This window comes from Bradyrhizobium lupini (assembly GCF_040939785.1).
In the GTDB taxonomy this organism is placed as follows: Bacteria; Pseudomonadota; Alphaproteobacteria; order Rhizobiales; family Xanthobacteraceae; genus Bradyrhizobium; species Bradyrhizobium canariense_D.
On record NZ_CP162553.1, the window covers coordinates 409,641 to 427,782 of the forward strand.

The 18,142-nt window shown below is 64.1% G+C and carries 19 protein-coding genes; 9 read left to right on the forward strand and 10 right to left on the reverse strand.

Annotated features, from left to right (window positions below; translation table 11 throughout):
- Positions 1 to 16: 16 nt before the first annotated feature.
- Entirely contained in the window at positions 17 to 424 is a 408-nt protein-coding gene (locus tag AB3L03_RS02255; protein WP_368508173.1) for a hypothetical protein, read from the forward strand.
- A 128-nt stretch (positions 425 to 552) separates the two neighbouring features.
- The gene (locus AB3L03_RS02260) at positions 553 to 963 is read left to right on the forward strand and encodes a hypothetical protein (protein ID WP_345946456.1); all 411 of its coding nucleotides are present in this window, start codon (positions 553 to 555) and stop codon (positions 961 to 963) included.
- Positions 964 to 1,108: 145 nt separating this feature from the next.
- Here AB3L03_RS02260 and aspS read toward each other — a convergent pair whose 3' ends face one another.
- Positions 1,109 to 2,881 (reverse strand): aspartate--tRNA ligase, encoded by a 1,773-nt coding sequence (gene aspS / locus AB3L03_RS02265; protein ID WP_018456291.1) that lies wholly within the window; start codon positions 2,879 to 2,881, stop codon positions 1,109 to 1,111.
- A 194-nt stretch (positions 2,882 to 3,075) separates the two neighbouring features.
- Here aspS and AB3L03_RS02270 point away from each other — a divergent pair, with 194 nt between their 5' ends.
- Positions 3,076 to 4,551, forward strand: coding sequence for a YdiU family protein (locus tag AB3L03_RS02270; protein ID WP_204511007.1), 1,476 nt, complete (start codon positions 3,076 to 3,078; stop codon positions 4,549 to 4,551).
- An 86-nt stretch (positions 4,552 to 4,637) separates the two neighbouring features.
- Here the strand turns inward: AB3L03_RS02270 and AB3L03_RS02275 are convergent, their stop codons facing one another.
- Positions 4,638 to 5,627 carry a zinc-dependent alcohol dehydrogenase family protein gene (locus AB3L03_RS02275; RefSeq protein ID WP_204511006.1) on the reverse strand — a complete coding sequence of 330 codons (990 nt, stop codon included), beginning with the start codon at positions 5,625 to 5,627 and terminating at the stop codon, positions 4,638 to 4,640.
- Positions 5,628 to 5,730: 103 nt separating this feature from the next.
- Here AB3L03_RS02275 and AB3L03_RS02280 point away from each other — a divergent pair, with 103 nt between their 5' ends.
- Positions 5,731 to 6,630, forward strand: a complete 900-nt coding sequence (locus AB3L03_RS02280) for a LysR family transcriptional regulator (protein WP_368508174.1) — start codon at positions 5,731 to 5,733, stop codon at positions 6,628 to 6,630.
- 374 nt (positions 6,631 to 7,004) lie between these two features.
- The gene (gene rnd, locus AB3L03_RS02285) at positions 7,005 to 8,156 is read left to right on the forward strand and encodes a ribonuclease D (RefSeq protein WP_368508175.1); all 1,152 of its coding nucleotides are present in this window, start codon (positions 7,005 to 7,007) and stop codon (positions 8,154 to 8,156) included.
- A 107-nt stretch (positions 8,157 to 8,263) separates the two neighbouring features.
- Here the strand turns inward: rnd and AB3L03_RS02290 are convergent, their stop codons facing one another.
- The 5 genes from AB3L03_RS02290 to AB3L03_RS02310 all read right to left on the reverse strand — a co-directional run bounded on the left by AB3L03_RS02290 (position 8,264) and on the right by AB3L03_RS02310 (position 11,819).
- Positions 8,264 to 9,646, reverse strand: coding sequence for an aspartate aminotransferase family protein (locus AB3L03_RS02290; RefSeq protein ID WP_368508176.1), 1,383 nt, complete (start codon positions 9,644 to 9,646; stop codon positions 8,264 to 8,266).
- 158 nt (positions 9,647 to 9,804) lie between these two features.
- Complete coding sequence (locus tag AB3L03_RS02295) at positions 9,805 to 9,975, reverse strand: hypothetical protein (protein WP_007609402.1); 171 nt, start codon at positions 9,973 to 9,975, stop codon at positions 9,805 to 9,807.
- Between the two features lie 30 nt (positions 9,976 to 10,005).
- Positions 10,006 to 10,569, reverse strand: a complete 564-nt coding sequence (locus tag AB3L03_RS02300; protein WP_368508177.1) for an isochorismatase family protein — start codon at positions 10,567 to 10,569, stop codon at positions 10,006 to 10,008.
- Positions 10,570 to 10,594: 25 nt separating this feature from the next.
- On the reverse strand, positions 10,595 to 11,215 hold the full coding sequence (locus tag AB3L03_RS02305) for a GNAT family N-acetyltransferase (RefSeq protein WP_018456283.1): 621 nt from the start codon (positions 11,213 to 11,215) through the stop codon (positions 10,595 to 10,597).
- Positions 11,202 to 11,819: a hypothetical protein gene (locus tag AB3L03_RS02310; RefSeq protein WP_026233132.1), complete on the reverse strand. Its 618-nt coding sequence runs from the start codon at positions 11,817 to 11,819 to the stop codon at positions 11,202 to 11,204. The genes AB3L03_RS02305 and AB3L03_RS02310 overlap by 14 nt, the downstream gene beginning before the upstream one ends.
- 71 nt (positions 11,820 to 11,890) lie before the next feature.
- Here AB3L03_RS02310 and AB3L03_RS02315 point away from each other — a divergent pair, with 71 nt between their 5' ends.
- Positions 11,891 to 12,931, forward strand: a complete 1,041-nt coding sequence (locus AB3L03_RS02315) for a LysR family transcriptional regulator (protein ID WP_018456281.1) — start codon at positions 11,891 to 11,893, stop codon at positions 12,929 to 12,931.
- Between the two features lie 78 nt (positions 12,932 to 13,009).
- On the opposite strand, the gene AB3L03_RS02320 is transcribed toward AB3L03_RS02315, so the two are convergent.
- Positions 13,010 to 14,170 carry an autotransporter outer membrane beta-barrel domain-containing protein gene (locus AB3L03_RS02320; protein ID WP_368508178.1) on the reverse strand — a complete coding sequence of 387 codons (1,161 nt, stop codon included), beginning with the start codon at positions 14,168 to 14,170 and terminating at the stop codon, positions 13,010 to 13,012.
- A gap of 378 nt (positions 14,171 to 14,548) precedes the next feature.
- On the opposite strand from AB3L03_RS02320, the gene AB3L03_RS02325 reads away from it, so the two are divergent.
- On the forward strand, positions 14,549 to 14,755 hold the full coding sequence (locus AB3L03_RS02325; RefSeq protein WP_007591938.1) for a cold-shock protein: 207 nt from the start codon (positions 14,549 to 14,551) through the stop codon (positions 14,753 to 14,755).
- Positions 14,756 to 14,849: 94 nt separating this feature from the next.
- On the opposite strand, the gene purN is transcribed toward AB3L03_RS02325, so the two are convergent.
- Positions 14,850 to 15,503 (reverse strand): phosphoribosylglycinamide formyltransferase, encoded by a 654-nt coding sequence (gene purN, locus AB3L03_RS02330; RefSeq protein WP_204511004.1) that lies wholly within the window; start codon positions 15,501 to 15,503, stop codon positions 14,850 to 14,852.
- Positions 15,504 to 15,517: 14 nt separating this feature from the next.
- Complete coding sequence (gene purM, locus AB3L03_RS02335; protein WP_085352944.1) at positions 15,518 to 16,591, reverse strand: phosphoribosylformylglycinamidine cyclo-ligase; 1,074 nt, start codon at positions 16,589 to 16,591, stop codon at positions 15,518 to 15,520.
- A 155-nt stretch (positions 16,592 to 16,746) separates the two neighbouring features.
- On the opposite strand from purM, the gene AB3L03_RS02340 reads away from it, so the two are divergent.
- Positions 16,747 to 17,289, forward strand: coding sequence for a CDP-alcohol phosphatidyltransferase family protein (locus AB3L03_RS02340; protein WP_368508179.1), 543 nt, complete (start codon positions 16,747 to 16,749; stop codon positions 17,287 to 17,289).
- A 91-nt stretch (positions 17,290 to 17,380) separates the two neighbouring features.
- The gene (locus tag AB3L03_RS02345; protein ID WP_085352943.1) at positions 17,381 to 18,058 is read left to right on the forward strand and encodes a DnaA/Hda family protein; all 678 of its coding nucleotides are present in this window, start codon (positions 17,381 to 17,383) and stop codon (positions 18,056 to 18,058) included.
- Positions 18,059 to 18,142: the final 84 nt, after the last annotated feature.

Sequence of the window (18,142 nt, forward strand, 5' to 3'; positions counted from 1 at the left end):
GGCCGAAATCGGCAAGATGTCGGTCGGCACGCCGCAAGGAACGGCCACGGTTGGTGCCATCCGATTTCGCGACGGCGAGTTCGCGGTCGAAGGCGTCGACGCGCCGTCTCCGCAGGGACAGTTCAAGATGGAGCGCTTTGCGCTGAAGTCCTTCAGCACGGCGAGTTTGATGCGCTGGGCAGCAAGCCTCACCACTGCCGGGCGGGCGCCCTCGCCGGATCAGATGCTCGGGCTGTTCGGCGTGCTCGCAGGCGCGGAGATCAAGGGCGTGACGGCGCCGTTCAAGACCACCAATAAGCTGGTCATGATCGACACACTGAGCCTGGACTGGGGCAGCTGGTCGGCTCGATCCCGAGCAAGGCGCATGTGGTTGCCAAATTTGTCACGCCAGCCGATCCATCCGGTCCAAAACAGCTTCCATTGATTGCCAGCGGGATCGACAAGCTCGCTATCGACCTCGATCTCGGCGCTGCCTGGACCGAACAGTCCAACAGCTTCGCTCTGACGCCCGCGACCCTCGACATCGGAGGCATCGCAAGAGCGCAACTGCGTATGGCGCTCGGCAACGTACCACGCGAGGTGTTTTCGGCCGATCCGGCCCAGCTCATGGGCCAGGCGGCCCGGATCGAGGCGGGCACGCTCGAATTCTCATTGCGCGACAGCGGCGTCATCGATCTCGTCGCGGCGCAGTTCGCGCGCATGCAGAATGTCAGCCGTGATACCGCACGCCAGGCGCTCGTCGAGAGCATCAAGGCTAAACGCGAGCAAGTTGCTTCCGCCAATCCGGATGCGAACGCGGCCGTGGACGCGATCGCCCGCTTCGTCGAGACGCCGGGCCAGACGCTTTCCATCAAGCTGTCCCCGCGCGCCAAGGCACCGCTGATGCAATTGATGCAGCTCTTGCAAACCGACCCACAGAGCGCGCTTGCGCAGTTCAGGATCGAGGCGTCGACGGGGCTGTAGGGAACGACGCTGCGCGCGGGGATGGCAGTTGGACCGGCGAAAATCCCTCCCCGTCATTGCGAGCGAAGCGAAGCAATCCAGAGTCACTCCGCGGAAAGATTCTGGATTGCTTCGCTTCGCTCGCAATGACGCTGTGGAGACAGCCTCACTTCTGCGGCAGGCTCACCTTCACGTGCAGCTCGCGGAGCTGCTTGGGGCTGGGCTCCGACGGTGCGCCCATCAGGAGGTCCATGGCCTGCTGGTTCATCGGGAACAGCGAGACCTCGCGCAGATTGTTGGTGCCGCACAAGAGCATGACGATGCGGTCGACACCGGCGGCCATGCCGCCATGCGGCGGGGCGCCGTACTGGAAGGCGCGGTACATGCCGCCGAAGCGATCGACGACTTCCTGCTCGCCATAGCCCGCGATCTCGAACGCCTTCACCATCGCTTCCGGCACGTGGTTGCGGATGCCACCCGAGGCGATCTCGTAGCCGTTGCAGGTGATGTCGTACTGGAACGCCTTGATGGTCAGCGGGTCCTGGCCCTTCAAGGTATCGAGACCGCCCTGCGGCATCGAGAACGGGTTGTGCGAGAAGTCGACCTTCTTGTCCTCGTCGTTGTACTCGTACATCGGGAAGTCGACGATCCAGGCCAGCTCGAACCGCTCCTTGTCGGTGAGGTTCAACTCCTCGCCGACCTTGTTGCGGGCCAACCCTGAAAATTTCCAGAACTTGTCGGGATCGCCGGCGACGAAGAAGGCGGCGTCGCCTTCCTTCACGCCGATCTGCGCGCGGATCGCGGCGGTGCGCTCAGCACCGATGTTGTTGGCAAGCGGACCGGCACCTTCGCCGCCCTCGCGCCACATGATGTAGCCGAGGCCGGGCTGACCTTCGCCCTGCGCCCAGGAGTTCATGCGGTCGCAGAAGGCGCGCGAGCCGCCACCCGGCGCCGGGATCGCCCAGACCTGGTTCTTGGGGTCCTCCAACATGCGCGCGAACACCTTGAAGCCGGAGCCGCGGAAGTGTTCGGAGACGTCCTGCATCTCGATCGGGTTGCGCAGGTCCGGCTTGTCGCTGCCGTATTTGCGCAAGGCTTCCGCGAACGGAATCCGGCGCCAGCCCTTGGTCACCGGCTTGCCCTTGGCAAACTCCTCGAACACACCCGTGATGACAGGCTCCATCGCGGCGAAGACATCGTCCTGCGTGACAAAGCTCATCTCGACGTCGAGCTGGTAGAACTCGCCCGGCAGACGATCCGCGCGTGGATCCTCGTCGCGGAAGCAGGGCGCGATCTGGAAGTAGCGATCGAAGCCCGACATCATCAAGAGCTGCTTGTACTGCTGCGGCGCCTGCGGCAGGGCATAGAACTTGCCGGGATGAATGCGCGACGGCACCAGGAAGTCGCGCGCGCCCTCCGGCGAGGACGCGGTCAGGATCGGCGTGTTGAACTCGAAGAAGCCCTGCCCCTCCATGCGCCGACGCATCGACTTGATGATTTCGACGCGCGTCATGATGTTCTGGTGCAGCTTCTCGCGACGCAGATCGAGGAAGCGGTACTTCAGACGGACGTCTTCAGGATATTCCTGGTCGCCGAACACCGGCAGCGGCAGGTCGCCGGCCGGGCCCAGCACCTCGATCTCGCTGACATAGATCTCGATCTTGCCAGTCGGCAGATCGTCATTGTCGGTGCCTTCGGGGCGGCGACGGGCCTTACCGTCCATCCGCACCACGAATTCCGAACGCAGCTTTTCGGCCTGCGAGAACGCCGGCGAGTCCGGATCGACCACGCACTGGGTCAGGCCGTAATGGTCGCGCAGGTCGATGAACAGCACGCCGCCATGGTCGCGAACGCGATGGACCCAGCCTGAAAGGCGGACCGTCTCGCCGATGTTGCTCTCGCGGAGCGCGCCGCATGTATGTGACCGGTAGCGATGCATGGTCGTCCCAAATTCAATGTCGGAGGATCGAATCGAACCGCCGAAACGGCAGGTTCAAAGTTGCGGCAGGGTTTACCTCGGCAGGACGGGGGCGGCAACCAAGGGAACGGCCCGTTTTCGGCTGGAAGTGGCCATTTTTGCCCAATCTCGGCTCAAGCCTTTGCCATCAGGCGTTCCACGCCTATCTTGAGGCCATGACAGTCCATTTCCCGTTCCAGAACTCCTATTCGGCGCTGCCGGACAGCTTTTTCGCCCGGGTCGCACCGACGCCGGTGGCAGCGCCCCGGCTGATCAAGCTGAACCGGCCGCTGGCGGTCCAGCTCGGGCTGGATCCTGATGTGCTGGAAACCCCTGAGGGCGCCGAAATCCTGGCCGGCAAGACGGTTCCCGCCGGCGCCGATCCGATCGCCATGGCCTATGCCGGCCACCAGTTCGGGCAATTCGTTCCGCAGCTGGGCGACGGACGGGCGGTCCTGCTCGGCGAGGTCATCGACAAGGACGGCATCCGCCGCGACATCCAGCTCAAGGGCTCCGGTCCCACCCCATTCTCCCGCCGCGGCGACGGCCGTGCCGCGCTCGGGCCGGTGCTGCGCGAATACATCGTCAGCGAGGCGATGTTCGCATTGGGCATCCCCACCACGCGCTCACTCGCTGCCGTCGTCACCGGCGAGCACGTCATCCGCGAGACCGCGCTGCCCGGCGCGGTGCTGACCCGCGTCGCCTCGAGCCATATCCGCGTCGGCACCTTCCAGTTCTTCGCCGTCCGCCGCGACACCGATGCCATTCGCCGGCTCGCCGACCACGTCATCGCCAGGCACTATCCGGAGGTGCTCGGCGCCGAGCGGCCCTATCACGCGCTGCTCGGTGGCGTCGTCGCACGCCAGGCCGATCTGGTCGCACGCTGGCTGCTAGTCGGCTTCATCCACGGCGTGATGAACACCGACAACTCATCGATATCAGGCGAGACCATCGATTACGGTCCGTGCGCCTTCATGGACGCCTACAATCCGTCGCAAGTGTTTTCCTCGATCGACGAGATGGGCCGCTACGCCTATGCCAACCAGCCGCGCATCGCGCTGTGGAATCTGACCCGGCTTGCCGAATGCCTGCTGCCGCTGTTTTCCGACGATCAGGAAAAGGCGGTCGCCGAGGCCCAGGACATTCTTGGCGCCTTCTCCGACACGTTCAGCGACGCCTATCAGGCGGGCCTGCGCAAGAAAATCGGCCTGTTCACGGAGCGCGACGGCGACGACGCGCTGATCCAGGACCTGCTGGACGCCATGGCCAAGAACCAGGCCGACTTCACCCTCACCTTCCGCAAACTCGGCGACGCCGCTGGCGATCCGGCTGCTGACGATGCACGCGCGCAATTCATGGACCCCGCGGCGTTCGACGAGTGGGCCAGGCGCTGGCACGAGCGCACGGCGCTGGAGCCGCAAACCGCAGCCGAACGGCAAGCCGCCATGCACGCCGTCAACCCGATGTTCATCCCGCGCAACCACCGCGTCGAGGCCGTGATCCAGGCCGCGGTCAACGATGACGACTACACGCCGTTCGAGGAATTCGTGATGGTGCTGGCTAAACCGTTCGAGGGCCAGCCGGACTATGCAGCCTACGCCGATCCGCCGCTGCCGGAGCAGCGGGTGCTGCAGACGTTCTGCGGGACGTGAGGCAAGCTCGGTGCGCACGTGGACGAGCCGAAGGCATAATCCAGATGCGGGGGTGCCGAAATCGTTTGTTCAAGACGATCATTCGCTCAGATCGTTACCACGATCTTGCCGAACTGCTCGTTTGACTCCAGAAAGCGATGCGCTTCGACGATCTCCTCAAACTGAAACGTTTTGGCGATGATCGGTTGCAATGCGCCGTCCCGCAGCCCGTCGAGGATGAAGGTCTTCGCCTTAGCAAGCCGCGCGGGGTCGCGGATGATCTCGTGCACGAGATAGCCGCGCAGCGTCAGGCTCTTGGTCAGTACGTTGACCAGCGGAAACGGCGTTGGCTCTGGGCTCAGGCCGCCATATTCGATGAGAACGCCACCCGGCGACATCGCGGCGGTGAGCGGCCCAAATATGGGACCGCCGACCGCGTCGAACACCACGCGAACGCCGTTTGAGCCGACAATGTCCTGCAGCCGTGACCGGATGTCCTCTTCCACGGAGGCGATGACGTCGGCGGCGCCAGCATCGCGCAGGGCCTGCCGCTTGATCGAGGTTCGCGTCACTGCAATCGGGATCGCACCGATCCGGTTCGCGATCTGAATCGCTGCAAGCCCGACGCTACTCGACGCCGCGGTGATGACTACGGACTCCCCTCGCTCCAGCCCAGCAATATCGACCAGAGCGCCGAACGCCGTCAGATATTGCATCCATACCGCGGCCGCGGCGTCGAAGCCGAGCTCGGGCGGGTGCTTCACGACGAACTCCGCCGGAAACGTGACGAGCTCGCCATAAGCCGGCCATCGCACCATCGACACGGGCGGCACGATGCTGACGACCTCGCCCGGCGAGAAGCCGCTCACGCCTTCGCCGATCGCCTCGACGATGCCGGCGGCCTCGAGACCGAGGCCGGACGGAAAGGTCGCGGTCTCGATATAGGTCCCCTTCCGCAAGAGCGCTTCCGCGCGATTGAGCCCGAGGGCCTTGACCCTGATCTGCACCTCGCGCCTCCCTGGCGGCGCGACGTCGACGGTCTCGATGCGCAGCACCTCGGGGCCACCATGTCTGTGGAAGCGAACGACGCGCGCCATGAACACACTCCAAAATAATTGAATTCAATGGAGCTATGCCAACCGGACGGCGCCGGATAAAGCGTGCAGAGAGGTGAACAGTCGAAACCAGGAGTTTGCAATCATGGACCGCCTGACCAGCATGGCCGTCTTCGTCAAGGCGGTGGATGTGGGCTCGTTCGCCGCTGCCGCCGATGCGCTCGAAATGTCGGGGCCAATGGTCGGCAAGCACGTTCGTTTCCTCGAGGAGCGCCTGGGCGTCCGCCTCCTCAACCGCACCACACGGCGCCAGAGCCTGACCGAGACTGGCCAAGCCTACTACGAGCGCTGCCGCACTGTGCTCGCTGAAGCCGTGGCCGCCGACGCCGTCGCTTCCGATGAATTGTCCGAGCCGCGTGGCCGGCTCCGCGTGACCGTGCCCGCCCTGCTGGGCCGGCACTGCATCGCCCCCTTGCTGATGAAGCTCGCGCGACGATATCCCCATCTGGAGCTCGATCTCTCGTTCGGCGACCCGATCGCTGACATCATCGAGGGCCGCTATGATCTTGCGATCCGGACCGGCGATCTACACGATCAATCCGGCCTGATGACGCGGCGCATCGCAAGCCAGCGCATGGTGGTGTGCGGCACGCGCTCGTACTTGCGCGCCAACGGCAAGCCGAAATCGCTCGACGATCTTGCCCAGCATCAGGCGATCATCTATCGCCGCTCCGGACGCGTCCGGCCGTGGCTGTTTCCCCGCGAGGGCCAGCCTCCGAGCGAAATCGTGCCGGCGGGAAGGCTCAGGCTCGACGATCTCGACGCGATCGCGGACGCCGCGTCACAGGGGATGGGACTGGCCTGGCTGCCATACTGGCTAGTCCGCGAACGCCTGCGCGCCGGTAGACTCGTCACTCTGTTGAGCGGTCAGCCGGGATTTCTCTACGACTGTCACGCGCTCTGGCCACGCTCGTCCCGGATGCCGCCGAAAGTTCGCGCCGCCGTGGACGCCTTGGCGGCCGCCCTGCCGAAGCTCATGACCTGACGCCGGATGCCGTGACGCCTGCATGGCATGCCGCGGCCGTTAACCCCCCGTCCACCATCCGGCCCGACCCGCCGCCGGTAACCACGAGAATTAACAGACCCTCAATTCGCCCCCGACAAGTTTAGCAATGTTGCTGGGGGATTTTGCCGTGGATCTGTTGGTTTTCGAGTTCCTGGGGCTGGCGCTGGTCGCCATGTGCGTGGTCGTGGTGGCACTGCCCTGCGCGCGCAAACCCTCCCGGCGGGTGCGCTACGAATAGGATTTTCGTCGGAAAATGCGATTCCGGTCCAAATGCAAGGCTCGAATTCGCTTCGAGCCCCTTGACATCACAGCGCTTTCGGCAGAACGGCTGATGGACTTGTCATGGGCCGTTCATGGATTTGATTACCACCACCGCTGACCTTGCGGCTGCCTGCAGCCGGCTGGCCAAGCACCCCGTCATTACCGTCGATACCGAGTTCCTGCGCGAGACCACCTATTACCCGCTGCTGTGCGTGGTGCAGATGGCCAGCGCCGAGGAAGCAATCGTCATCGACACCCTGGCCGAGGGCGTCGACCTCAAGCCGTTCTTCGAGCTGATGGGCAACGAGGGCGTGTTGAAGGTGTTCCACGCCGCCCGCCAGGACATCGAGATCATCTGGCACCAGGCGGGTATCATCCCGCACCCGGTGTTCGATACCCAGGTCGCGGCCATGGTGCTCGGCTACGGCGACAGCATCGCCTACGACGCCCTGGTCGAGAAGGTCACCGGACACCGCCCGGACAAGACCCACCGCTTCACCGACTGGTCGCGCCGGCCGCTGACCAAGGAGCAGATGCACTACGCCGTGTCCGACGTCACGCATCTGCGCGACGTGTTCGCAGCGCTCGATGCCGACCTTAAAAAGCGCCGGCGCAGCGAATGGGTCTCGATCGAGATGGAAGTCCTGACCTCGCCCAAGACCTACGACTTCCATCCCGAGCGCGCCTGGGAACGGCTCAAGACGCGGGTGCGCAAGCCCAAGGACCTTGCGGTCCTAATGGAGGTCGCCGCCTGGCGCGAGCAGGAGGCGCAGAGCCGCGACGTGCCGCGAGGCCGCGTGCTGCGCGACGAGGCCGTCAGCGACATCGCGACCCATGCGCCGAACACGATCGAGAAGCTCGCAAACCTGCGCTCCGTGCCGAAGGGTTTTGAGAAATCCAAATGGGGCGCCGACATCGTCGCCGCTGTCGAGCGCGGGCTGGCGCGCGATCACGCCACGCTGCCGAAGCTGGAAAAGCCGCGCAACAATAACAATGGCGCCGCGATCGTCGAGCTGTTGAAGGTGTTGCTGCGCATGACCGCGGAGCGCCATGCGGTCGCCAGCAAGGTGATTGCGACCGTCGACGATCTCGAGGAGATTGCGGCCGACGACGAGGCCGATGTGCCGGCGCTACGCGGCTGGCGCCGCGAGCTGTTCGGCGAGGCCGCCCTGAAACTGAAGCGCGGCGAGCTGGCGCTGGCGGTCGAGAAAGGCCGCGTGATCGGGGTTCAGCGAGCGGAATAGCCCCGATGCCTCCCGATGTCGTCCTGGCCTAGTGCGCAATTGCGCACTAGGCCAGGACGACACCGGGGGTGTGATAGAGCGCTACGCTCACGCGTGAAGCGCCGTCCCTACGCCGGCGTCAGCTTCGCCACTTCCGGCTTCATGTCGTCCAGCACACCTGAAATCGCCGCGACCAGCTCGTCGATCTGGGTCTTGGTGACGATCAGCGGCGGGCAGATGGCAATGGCATCGAGCATGTTGCGCGAGATAACGCCGCGCTCCTGCAGCATGCGGCTGGCCATGCCGCCGACGGCGCCCGGCGTTGCCGCTGCGGTCTTGCGCGCCTTGTCCAGCACCAGTTCGATCGCAGCGATCATGCCGACACCGCGGACCTCGCCCACCAGTGGATGGCTGGTGAGTTCACGCAGCTTGCCTTGCATGTAGCCACCGAGCTCGGCGGCGTGCGCAACCAGGCCCCGCTCCTCGATGATCTTCAAATTCTCGAGCGCAATCGCCGAGCCGACCGGATGGCCGCCCGCGGTGAAGCCGTGGCCGAGCACGCCGATCTTGTTGCTCTCGTCGGCGATCGGTTCGAACATGCGATCGTTCATCATGATGGCCGACAGCGGGAAATAGCTCGAGGTGATCTGCTTGGAGACCACGATGGCGTCGGGCTTGATGCCGTAGGTTTCGCAGCCGAACATCTTGCCGGTGCGGCCGAAGCCGCAGATGACCTCGTCGGCGACCAACAGGATGTCGTACTTGTTCAGCACCTTCTGGATCTTGTCCCAATAGGTCGCCGGCGGCACGATGACGCCGCCCGCGCCCATCACCGGCTCGCCGAAGAACGCAGCGATCGTGTCCGGGCCTTCCTTCTGGATCAGCGCATCGAGTTCCTCGGCCCGCCGCGTCGCGAACGCTTCCTCGCTCTCGCCGGGCGCGCCGTCCTTGTAGAAATGCGGCGAGCCCGTGTGCAAGATGTTCGGGAGCGGCAAGTCGAAAGAGCGGTGGTTGTTCGGCAGGCCGGTGAGGCTGGCGGACGCAATGGTGACGCCGTGATAGGCGCGCATCCGGCTGATCACCTTCTTGCGCTGTGGCTGGCCGAGCGCATTGGAGCGATAGGCAATCAACTTCAGAACGGTGTCGTTGGCCTCCGAGCCGGAGTTGGTGAAGAACACCTTGCTCATCGGCACAGGCGCAAGCGCGACCAGCTTCTCGGCGAGATCGATCGAGGGCCCGTGCGATTTGGCGGAGAAGGTATGATAGAATGGCAGCGCCAGCATCTGCTTGTGCGCGGCGTCGACCAGCCGCTTCTCGTTGAAGCCGAGCCCGACGCTCCACAGGCCTGCCATCGCCTCGAAATAGCGCTTGCCCGACGCATCGAACACGTAAGGCCCCTCGCCGCGTTCGATCACCAGGGGACCGGCCTGCTGATGGGCGCGCGCGTTGGTGTAGGGATGGAGCTGGTAGGCCACATCCCGGGCCTCTTGCGAATTGGGCAGCATGGACATTTGCAGGAATCCTTGAAAGCGTCACGTCGCGGGCGCGGCCAGCGTCATCACTCGATGATCCAGCTCCTTGGCTATTGCCACCGCGCAAAACTTGCAACGTCAATTCGTCGGCAGGAAGCGCTCAGCTGCGTTGCACAAAGCCGCACATCGGGCAGCTGTCACGCCGCACCGTCGTCATTCCCATCGCTATCGGCGGCAGCGGCCTCCCGCACCTCCACCAGCGCCATCGAGAGCAGATACACCGTCGTTGGCAGACCAAGACGGCGTGCCGCCTCGGCGGCACGCGACAGGTCGCTTGCCAGCTCCTCGAGCTGATCTCCCCGTGACAATGTCCCACTCCATCCGTCGATCGCGGCCGCCTACACCGCAACGGCGCCGCTGGTTCTGATCAGTTCGGCGCTGGACTGGATTGTAGCAAAATTCCCGATCACATTCACTACCGCATGCTTGTAGGCGGCAGCATCGCCAGTCCCCGGCTGCCGGCAGGCCACCGCGTCGGCCACCAGCTGGAAGCGATGACTGCGGTGAAACCCGTCAATAGCGGTGGCCAGGACGGTTTCGTCCAGGGAAAAGCCCGCGAGCACGCAACGGACATTGCGGATATTGGACATGTAGTCCACAAACCGCGCCGAACTGTAGGCCGACGGCAGCGGGTGCTCGAAGGTCATTTCTCCCGGCCGCGGCTTCGCCTCCGCGATCCAATCGGTCAGCTTGGATGCCGGATTGAACCAGGCCGCCTGCGCGATGCGCTTCAGATGCATCACCGGCCAGAGATTGTCGCGCCAGAACGTCAGCAGTTCCACGCAGCGCGCCGTTGCGGCATCGCCGTCGAGGATGACGTGGCGACGTCCGGGGGTCAGATATTCGACCTGGAGATCCGCGCAGACCAGGATCGGCGGATCGTCTGTGATGGAAACCAGCATGGTTTTGCGCGCAGCTGCACCAGTTTCAACGGCCAGCGAGCGCGACGTCCCGCAGCGGCGACGTCACGGCCCGTCCTGCCGAGGCGTCGAGCACGCCCGGCCGGTCCCAATCGCCCTCGGGGCGGATGATCACGTAAGGATCGCTGTCCAGCGTAATGGCATCCGGGCCCGGTTCGATCTCCAGCAGCATTTCTGTGTAGGAGAAGTCGGAAAATGTGATCTTGCGATTGTGACCAAGCGGCTTGGCGCCGAAATGGGCCCAGAAATCGACCAGCCGGTCCTGCGCCTGACCGTAGATCTTGCGAAAGCCCTTGCGCTTCACATAGTCGACGCTCGCTTGTACCAGCTTGAACGAGACCCGCGACCGCCGGTATTGGTGCCGCACCGCAAGCCGTTCCACCTTGGCGAAATCGCCGAAGAACCGCACCCGCAGACAGCCCGCAGGCTCGTTGCCGACATAGCCGATGAAATGCGCGGCGACCATGTCGTTGCCGTCGAACTCTTCATCGAACGGGCAATCCTGCTCGGCGAGATAGACGGCTGAGCGGATCGAGGTGACCAGCATGAGATCGGTGAGATCGCGCGCGAGGCGAATGGTGATGGCGCGGGAATCGGGCTTGGCGAGAGGAATCCTAGTACCGTGCATCTGCAAAACTCCTTGCTTGGATGATCGCGCTCGGCATGCGCATCGGCTGCCGATGCCAGGGCCGCTCGTAGCACCAGAGGTCGGGTTGGAAGCTTGGAACAGGCTCGAAGCCTGTCGCTTTCATGATGTCGCGGCCGGCCACGGTTGACGGCTGCGCATAGCAATCCGCGTTGCGAAACCTTAGCTGTCTAAGATGAGCCGCGGCCTTGCCGAGACCGGCGACGCCGCGCCCCGTCGCCGCGATCGCCCAGATGTAGATAGCGGAAACGTCTTCCTTCGCGGACGCGAGATAGCGCGTCTCCGGCGCGGTGAGGCAGATCTCGTCGAGCAGCAACGCATCATGCCCGCGATCGTTGAGAAACAGGAAGGCCATGCCGCCGACAAGGTTGCCCTTCCGGCTGAAAGTCAGGATGCTCTCGGGATCGAAGGCGAAATATTTTGCAAGCTCAGTCGCCCCGATCCGAACGCCCGGCACCAGCCGGTGCGCCAACTGCGAAAGCGCGGCGATTTCGGAAAATTTGGCGCGACGGACGTCGACATCCGGACTGAGCGGCAGCGCGTCGAAATCATGCCTTGCGGCAAACGAGCCCCTTTCCATACTCATGTCGCCCCTCTATCGTTCGCGGCTTTCGTGCCCCGCTATGGCGATGAGCTTAGCGGCTGGGGATCAGGCGTATGCAGCAGTTATTGCACCGGGGTGCTGCGGTGATGCAGCACCGTGAAGAAACCCTGGACATGTCCTGGGACGATTTGAAACTGTTTTTAGCTTGCGCAAAATATAAAAGCTTCCGCAACGCCGCCGAGGAGCTCGGGCTCACCTCCACCACCCTGATGCGCAGGATCGACCGGCTCGAAGAGAGCATCGACTGCAAGCTGTTCCTGCGCGACCAGAGCGGGCTCACGCTCAGCGACGAAGGCAGCGCGATGATCGCCGACGTCGCGCACATGGAGCGTCATGCCTTCAATGTGTTCCGGCGTGCTTCGCGATCGTCGAACGATATGTCAGGCACCGTGCGCGTCGCGGTGACGGAAGGCCCCGGAAATTTCTGGATTCTGCCGCGACTGATCGATTTCCAGAAAACCTATCGCAAGATCACCGTCGACCTGCGCTGCGCGATGGAACAGGCCGACGTCGCGCGGCTCGAATCCGATATCGCGATCCAGCTCGAGCCGCCGACCAATCCCGATCTGATCGTCGCCAAGCTCGGCCGCCTGCACATCTATCCCTTCGTCTCCAAGGAGTACGAAAACCTCTACGGCGTGCCCGCGACCCTGGCCGAGCTGAAGAACCACCGCATCATCAAGCAGAGCGCTCCGCAGGTCGACGACGGCGCCTACGCCCGCGTGCTCGGACTGAAGTCGCTCGAGGGCATCGTCGGGATCAAGACCAACTCCTCGGTCGGCGTGCTCTATGCGGTGGAGCGCGGCGCCGGCATCGGATTCCTGCCGACGGTTTCGATCGCGCTCGGCGCCCCGCTGGTTGCCGTCGATCTCGGCGTCAGCCACCACGCCGATCTCTGGCTCACCTATCATAAGGAGTTCCGCGCCTCCGAGCGCCACAAGATCGTGGTCGATTGGCTGAAGAAAATCTTCGATCCCAAGATCCATCCCTGTTTCCGCGACGAGTTCATCCACCCGAACGCGCTGGCGCCGATGATGACGGCCGCGCGCGCGGCCTTTGGATTGACGGGTTATGTCGCGGCAATGCCGACTTAAAGCTCGAGCATGATGCTTTCGTAAAACCGCTTCGCAGTTTTCCGGATCCTCCTCTGGCCGACGCGGGCAGGCTTCGCTTCACCACCGATATTCGAAGCCGACCGTGCCCTGGTGCGACGTCAGCTCGTTGCGGAACTTGCCGTCGTAGTTGACGTAGAGCCGCGCCGTGTTGGTCAGGCTGAGCGAGGCCGAGGCGCCTGCATCCGTACCGTAGCGGCTCTCGCCGATGCCGGGCACGACGATGCTCTGGGTCCCGAGGCTGACCTGCACCGATCCCAGGTTCTGATAGAAATTGTCGACGAACTTGCCGTAGGCGGACAGGTCCAGGATCTTCTGGTCGAAGATGAAGTAGCGCCCGATCTCGGCTCCGATCATGACGCGCGCGCGCGAGAGCGCCGTCGAGCCGACATTGAGTGGATCGAGGCCGCCAACCTCCTGGAACGCGACGCTGGTGGCGCGGACATATTCCAGTGCGCCCTTGGGCACGATGCGCATCTGGTCCTTGGTCCAGTAATAGCTGATCTCGGTCAGCGCGCCGTCGATTGCGGCGCGATAACCCGCGGTCGCAAGTCCCAGGCCAGTATCCCGGCTGGAGCGGACCTTGCCGAAGCCGTGCACCACCGCGAAGGTCCAGGTCCAGGGGCCCTTGTCGACCGAGCCGCTGAAGCCGAGTTGCGTCAGATCCAGCGTGGCGGACTGAAGTGCGAGCGGCACGTCGATATCGGTGTGGCTCTGGTCGACGGAGAAGCCGAGATTGACACCCGGCGCGAGCCGCGCGCCAAAGCCTGCGACACCGCCAAACGTCTTGCGCTTGTCGCCGACAAAGTCTCCTTGCGCATCCGTCCGGACCGAGATGCCATAACCCTCGAACCAGGTGCGGTAGCGCGGGTCTTCCGTGCTCGCCGACGCGCCGCCGCCGCCGGGATTGGTCCGAAACGCCCGGTTGACGCCGCCAGATGCCTGGTTTCCGAGCCGCTCCAGGAAATTCGAGCCGAGATTGAGCGAGCTGTTGCCGGCCGACTGGTCGTAATTGGTCGCGGTCGGCATCGGAATTGGCATCGGAATCGGCGTCGGTGACGGCGTGGGTGTCGGGGTCGGCGTGGGCGTGGGACTCTGCGCAAAGCCTGATGTCGTCGACAGTACCATGATGAGAGCAAACGCCACGGCAGCCGCGATCCAGCGGACGCGGTTCAGCCTGATCGCCTGCCGTGTCTCTGAGGGCTGCGAAATGCAGCACATGGCGACAAATCCTGAAGCAAAGGGCGGCGCGCAAAAAAGCAACAGGAGCGGCGCACGCGTGCCGCGATTTGTGCCGAACTGTTACTGAGGGTCAACCGGCTGGCGCGTCCCGGCAAAGGCATTGCTTCCGATTGTGGTTCCGCGGCCACAGGTCGCAAATTGCGGACGGGCACTCGGGTCGAAGTCTTGAAATTCGCGCGCGGCTTGCTAACGGGCGATTTTCATGTTGCAATATCGGACACAATCGGAATTGGCCGCTCGACTGTGCGTTTCGCGACTTTGAGACTCAAGACTCGAACAGACTACCGGAAGCCCGTTTGTGGCGTGGCACGCGAAAAGCGGCCGCGTCGTTTTTGTATCTAGCGGAGGAGACTAAGGATGCCGCAAAAGGGCACCGTCAAATGGTTCAACCCGACCAAGGGCTATGGGTTCATCAAGCCGAACGGCAGTGACAAGGACGTCTTCGTCCACATCTCCGCCGTCGAGCGCGCCGGACTCTCGACCCTCAATGAAAATCAGGTGGTTGAATACGATCTCGTGGAGAACCGCGGCAAGGCATCCGCGGAGAACCTCAAGGTTTCCTGATTTCTCTCGCGGTCTGCGCAAGAGATCATGACGTTGCCCCCGGCTCTGCCGGGGGTTTTTGTGGAATGAGAAGTATTCCGAGTGCGACGGCGCTTCACCGCACCAACGGCGAAACCAGAAAATTCTCCGACGGCCCGCTGCCCGCGGTCTTGCACACATCGCCCTCGATCTGGACCTTGCCGGTCGCGAGCAGGCTCAGTGCTGCGGGATAGATGCGGTGCTCGACTTCAAGGATACGCTCCGACAGCGTGTCCGCCGTGTCGTGGTCGCTGACGGGAACCGCGCCCTGCATCACGATTGGGCCGGCGTCGGTCTCGGGGATCACGAAGTGCACCGTCGCGCCGGACAGCTTGACGCCGGCGCGCAAGGCCTGGCCGTGCGGGTCGAGACCGGGGAAGGACGGCAGCAGCGAGGGATGAATGTTGAGCATCCGCCCGTACCACGCCTTGGTGAATTCGGCCGTGAACAGGCGCATGAAGCCGCCGAGGCAAATCAGCTCGATGCCGTGCTGATCGAGTGCTGCTTGCAGCACCTTCTCGAAGCCGGCGCGGTCCTTGCCGAACGGCTTGCTTTCGATCACCAGCGTCTTCACGCCGCTCGCTTTGGCCCTTTCCAGCCCCAGCGCATCGGCCTTGTTCGAGATGACGAGCGAAATCTCCGCCGGAAAATCCGGCGCGGCCGCGCCCTTGATCAGCGCAGCCATGTTGGAGCCACGGCCGGAAATCAGGATGGCGACGCGGCGTTTCATTACAGCGCCGGTCATTACAGCGCCAGGTCGAGATGGCCGTTATAGACGACGCGGTGCTCGCCCTCGGCCGGGATCACGCTGCCGAGCTGTGCCACGGTCTCACCGGCGTCAGTGAAGATCTCCACGACCTCTTCGACCTTGTCCGGCTCGACAATCGCGATCATGCCGATCCCACAATTGAAGGTCCGCAGCATTTCGAGCTCGGCGATGCCGGCCTGCGCGGCCAGCCATTTGAACACCGGCAGCACTGGCAGGCGCGCCAGATCGATACCGACGCCGAGATGCTTCGGCAGCACGCGCGGAATGTTGTCGGTGAAGCCACCGCCGGTGATGTGGGCAAGCCCCTTCACCGCGCCGGTCTCGCGGATCGCGCGCAGGCAGGATTTGACGTAGAGACGCGTCGGCGTCAGCAACGCGCCGCCGAGCGTCATGACGGGCGCAAACGGCGCCTGCGCCCCGAAGCCGAGGCCGGATTGTTCCACGATCTTGCGCACCAGCGAGAAACCGTTGGAGTGCACGCCCGACGAAGCGAGCCCGATCACGGCATCGCCGGCGGCGATGTCCTTGCGCGGCAAGAGCGTGCCCCGCTCCGCGGCGCCGACGGCAAAGCCGCCGAGGTCGTAGTCGCCGTCTTTGTAGAGGCCGGGCATCTCGGCCGTCTCGCCACCGATCAGGGCGCAGCCGGATTCGCGGCAGCCTTCGGCGACACCGGCGACGATCGACGCGGTCGCCTCCGGATCGAGCTTCCCGCAGGCAAAATAGTCGAGGAAGAACAGCGGCTCGGCGCCCTGCACCACGAGGTCGTTGACACTCATGGCGACGAGGTCGATGCCGATCCCGCCATGCAGGCCGGTCTCGATCGCGATCTTGACCTTGGTGCCGACGCCATCGGTCGCGGCCACCAGGATGGGATCCTTGAAACCGGCCGCCTTGAGATCGAACAGGCCGCCGAATCCGCCGATTTCGGCGTCGGCGCCGGGCCGTGCGGTGGCGCGCACCATCGGCTTGATCAGGTCGACCAAGCGGTTGCCCGCATCGATATCGACGCCTGAATCGGCGTAAGTGAGGCCGTTTTTGCGGTCGGTCATGCCCGATTTCCAGTGGGTTTGCGGCTGGTTACGTCGAATTCCGGGGACGCGCAATGGCTCGCATGGCGCGCCGCCGTATACTATGTAGAGATATCAACCGGTTCAGCCTCCAAAGGGCCGAATTCGAGGTCAGGCCGGGTGCCGGGAAGCGCCGTGTGAGTATACCGAACATCATTACTTTGGGCCGCATCATGCTGGTCCCGATCATCGTCTGGGCCATCGTGTCGAGCCAAATGGAGGTGGCGTTCGCCGTATTCCTGATCGCCGGTATCAGCGACGCGGTCGACGGCTTCCTTGCCAAGCGCTTCAACATGACGAGCGAGCTCGGCGCCTTGCTCGACCCGCTCGCGGACAAGGCGCTGCTGGTCTCGATCTACATGGCGCTCGGCATCTGGGGCGCGATTCCGCGCTGGATCGTCATCCTGGTGGTCTCGCGCGACATCATGATCGTCGCCGCCGTGATCATATCGTGGCTGTTCGACCGACCTGTGGAGATGAAGCCCTCAAAGGTATCCAAGCTCAACACTGTGGCCCAGGTGGCGTTCGCGGGGCTGGTGCTGGCCGCCCTCGCCTTCGGCTTCAAACCCGGTCCTTATGATATAATCCTGATGGGCCTCGTCACGGTCTTCACGCTCTCCTCCGTGTCGCTCTATCTTGTCGAATGGTTGCGGCACATGAGCACGATCGAGGCCAAGTGAGTTGGGAGCGGCCCCGTAAAAGGCCAACTCCCCTCGATTAGGTCGCATCTCGTCAAACGAAGCCGGCACGCCGGCACGGAGCAAAGCAAGCGTGCCAGGCCGCGTTCATCCCCGACAGTTGGCGTTTTCGCTTCCGCATGCGGAGAGCCTGAGCCGGGACAATTTCCTCGAAGGCCCCGTCAACGCCGCCGGTCTTGCCCTCATCGACGCCTGGCCGGAATGGCCGAACCGAATCATGTGGCTGGCCGGCCCGGAAGGAAGCGGCAAGAGCCATCTCGCCGCGATCTGGGCCGAGGCTTCAGGCGCCCGCTCGACCACGGCCAATGGGCTGACCGCCGAGGCCGTCCCGGCTGCGCTCGCCACCGGCGCGCTGGTGGTCGAGGATCCCAAAGCCAGGGAATTCGACGAGCGCGCCCTGTTCCATCTGATGAATCTGGCCCGCGAGGACGGCGCCTACGTCCTCTTCACCGGACGCGAGGTGCCCGCGTCTCTCGAGATCGAGCTCGCCGACCTGCGCTCGCGGCTCCGCGCCGTCCCTGTTGTCTCGCTGCTGCCGCCCGACGACCAGCTCTTCCGCGGCCTGATCGTCAAGTTCTGCGCCGACCGCCAGCTCGCGGTGGACGAGAGCGTGGTCAGCTACCTCGCCACTCGCCTGGAGCGGTCCTCGGCCGCCGCCCGACGGGCTGTGGACCTGCTGGACAGCGAGGCCTTGCGCCTCGGCCGCCCCGTCACCCGGGCCCTGGCGGCCGAGCTGCTCCGGGATGTCTGACCAAGGCGGGTTGACGCGGCCGGGCGGCGGAACATCAATGTCATCGAAACGTCATCGCTCTAACACATGCTCCCGCGGGTTTTG

Coding starts and splice junctions, on each gene's coding strand:
- AB3L03_RS02255 (WP_368508173.1), top strand. CDS start 17: ATGTCGGTCGGCACGCCGCAAGGAACGGCCACGGTTGGTGCCATCCGA.
- AB3L03_RS02260 (WP_345946456.1), top strand. CDS start 553: ATGGCGCTCGGCAACGTACCACGCGAGGTGTTTTCGGCCGATCCGGCC.
- aspS (WP_018456291.1), bottom strand. CDS start 2,881: ATGCATCGCTACCGGTCACATACATGCGGCGCGCTCCGCGAGAGCAAC.
- AB3L03_RS02270 (WP_204511007.1), top strand. CDS start 3,076: ATGACAGTCCATTTCCCGTTCCAGAACTCCTATTCGGCGCTGCCGGAC.
- AB3L03_RS02275 (WP_204511006.1), bottom strand. CDS start 5,627: ATGGCGCGCGTCGTTCGCTTCCACAGACATGGTGGCCCCGAGGTGCTG.
- AB3L03_RS02280 (WP_368508174.1), top strand. CDS start 5,731: ATGGACCGCCTGACCAGCATGGCCGTCTTCGTCAAGGCGGTGGATGTG.
- rnd (WP_368508175.1), top strand. CDS start 7,005: ATGGATTTGATTACCACCACCGCTGACCTTGCGGCTGCCTGCAGCCGG.
- AB3L03_RS02290 (WP_368508176.1), bottom strand. CDS start 9,646: ATGTCCATGCTGCCCAATTCGCAAGAGGCCCGGGATGTGGCCTACCAG.
- AB3L03_RS02300 (WP_368508177.1), bottom strand. CDS start 10,569: ATGCTGGTTTCCATCACAGACGATCCGCCGATCCTGGTCTGCGCGGAT.
- AB3L03_RS02305 (WP_018456283.1), bottom strand. CDS start 11,215: ATGCACGGTACTAGGATTCCTCTCGCCAAGCCCGATTCCCGCGCCATC.
- AB3L03_RS02310 (WP_026233132.1), bottom strand. CDS start 11,819: ATGAGTATGGAAAGGGGCTCGTTTGCCGCAAGGCATGATTTCGACGCG.
- AB3L03_RS02315 (WP_018456281.1), top strand. CDS start 11,891: ATGCAGCAGTTATTGCACCGGGGTGCTGCGGTGATGCAGCACCGTGAA.
- AB3L03_RS02320 (WP_368508178.1), bottom strand. CDS start 14,170: ATGTGCTGCATTTCGCAGCCCTCAGAGACACGGCAGGCGATCAGGCTG.
- AB3L03_RS02325 (WP_007591938.1), top strand. CDS start 14,549: ATGCCGCAAAAGGGCACCGTCAAATGGTTCAACCCGACCAAGGGCTAT.
- purN (WP_204511004.1), bottom strand. CDS start 15,503: ATGAAACGCCGCGTCGCCATCCTGATTTCCGGCCGTGGCTCCAACATG.
- purM (WP_085352944.1), bottom strand. CDS start 16,591: ATGACCGACCGCAAAAACGGCCTCACTTACGCCGATTCAGGCGTCGAT.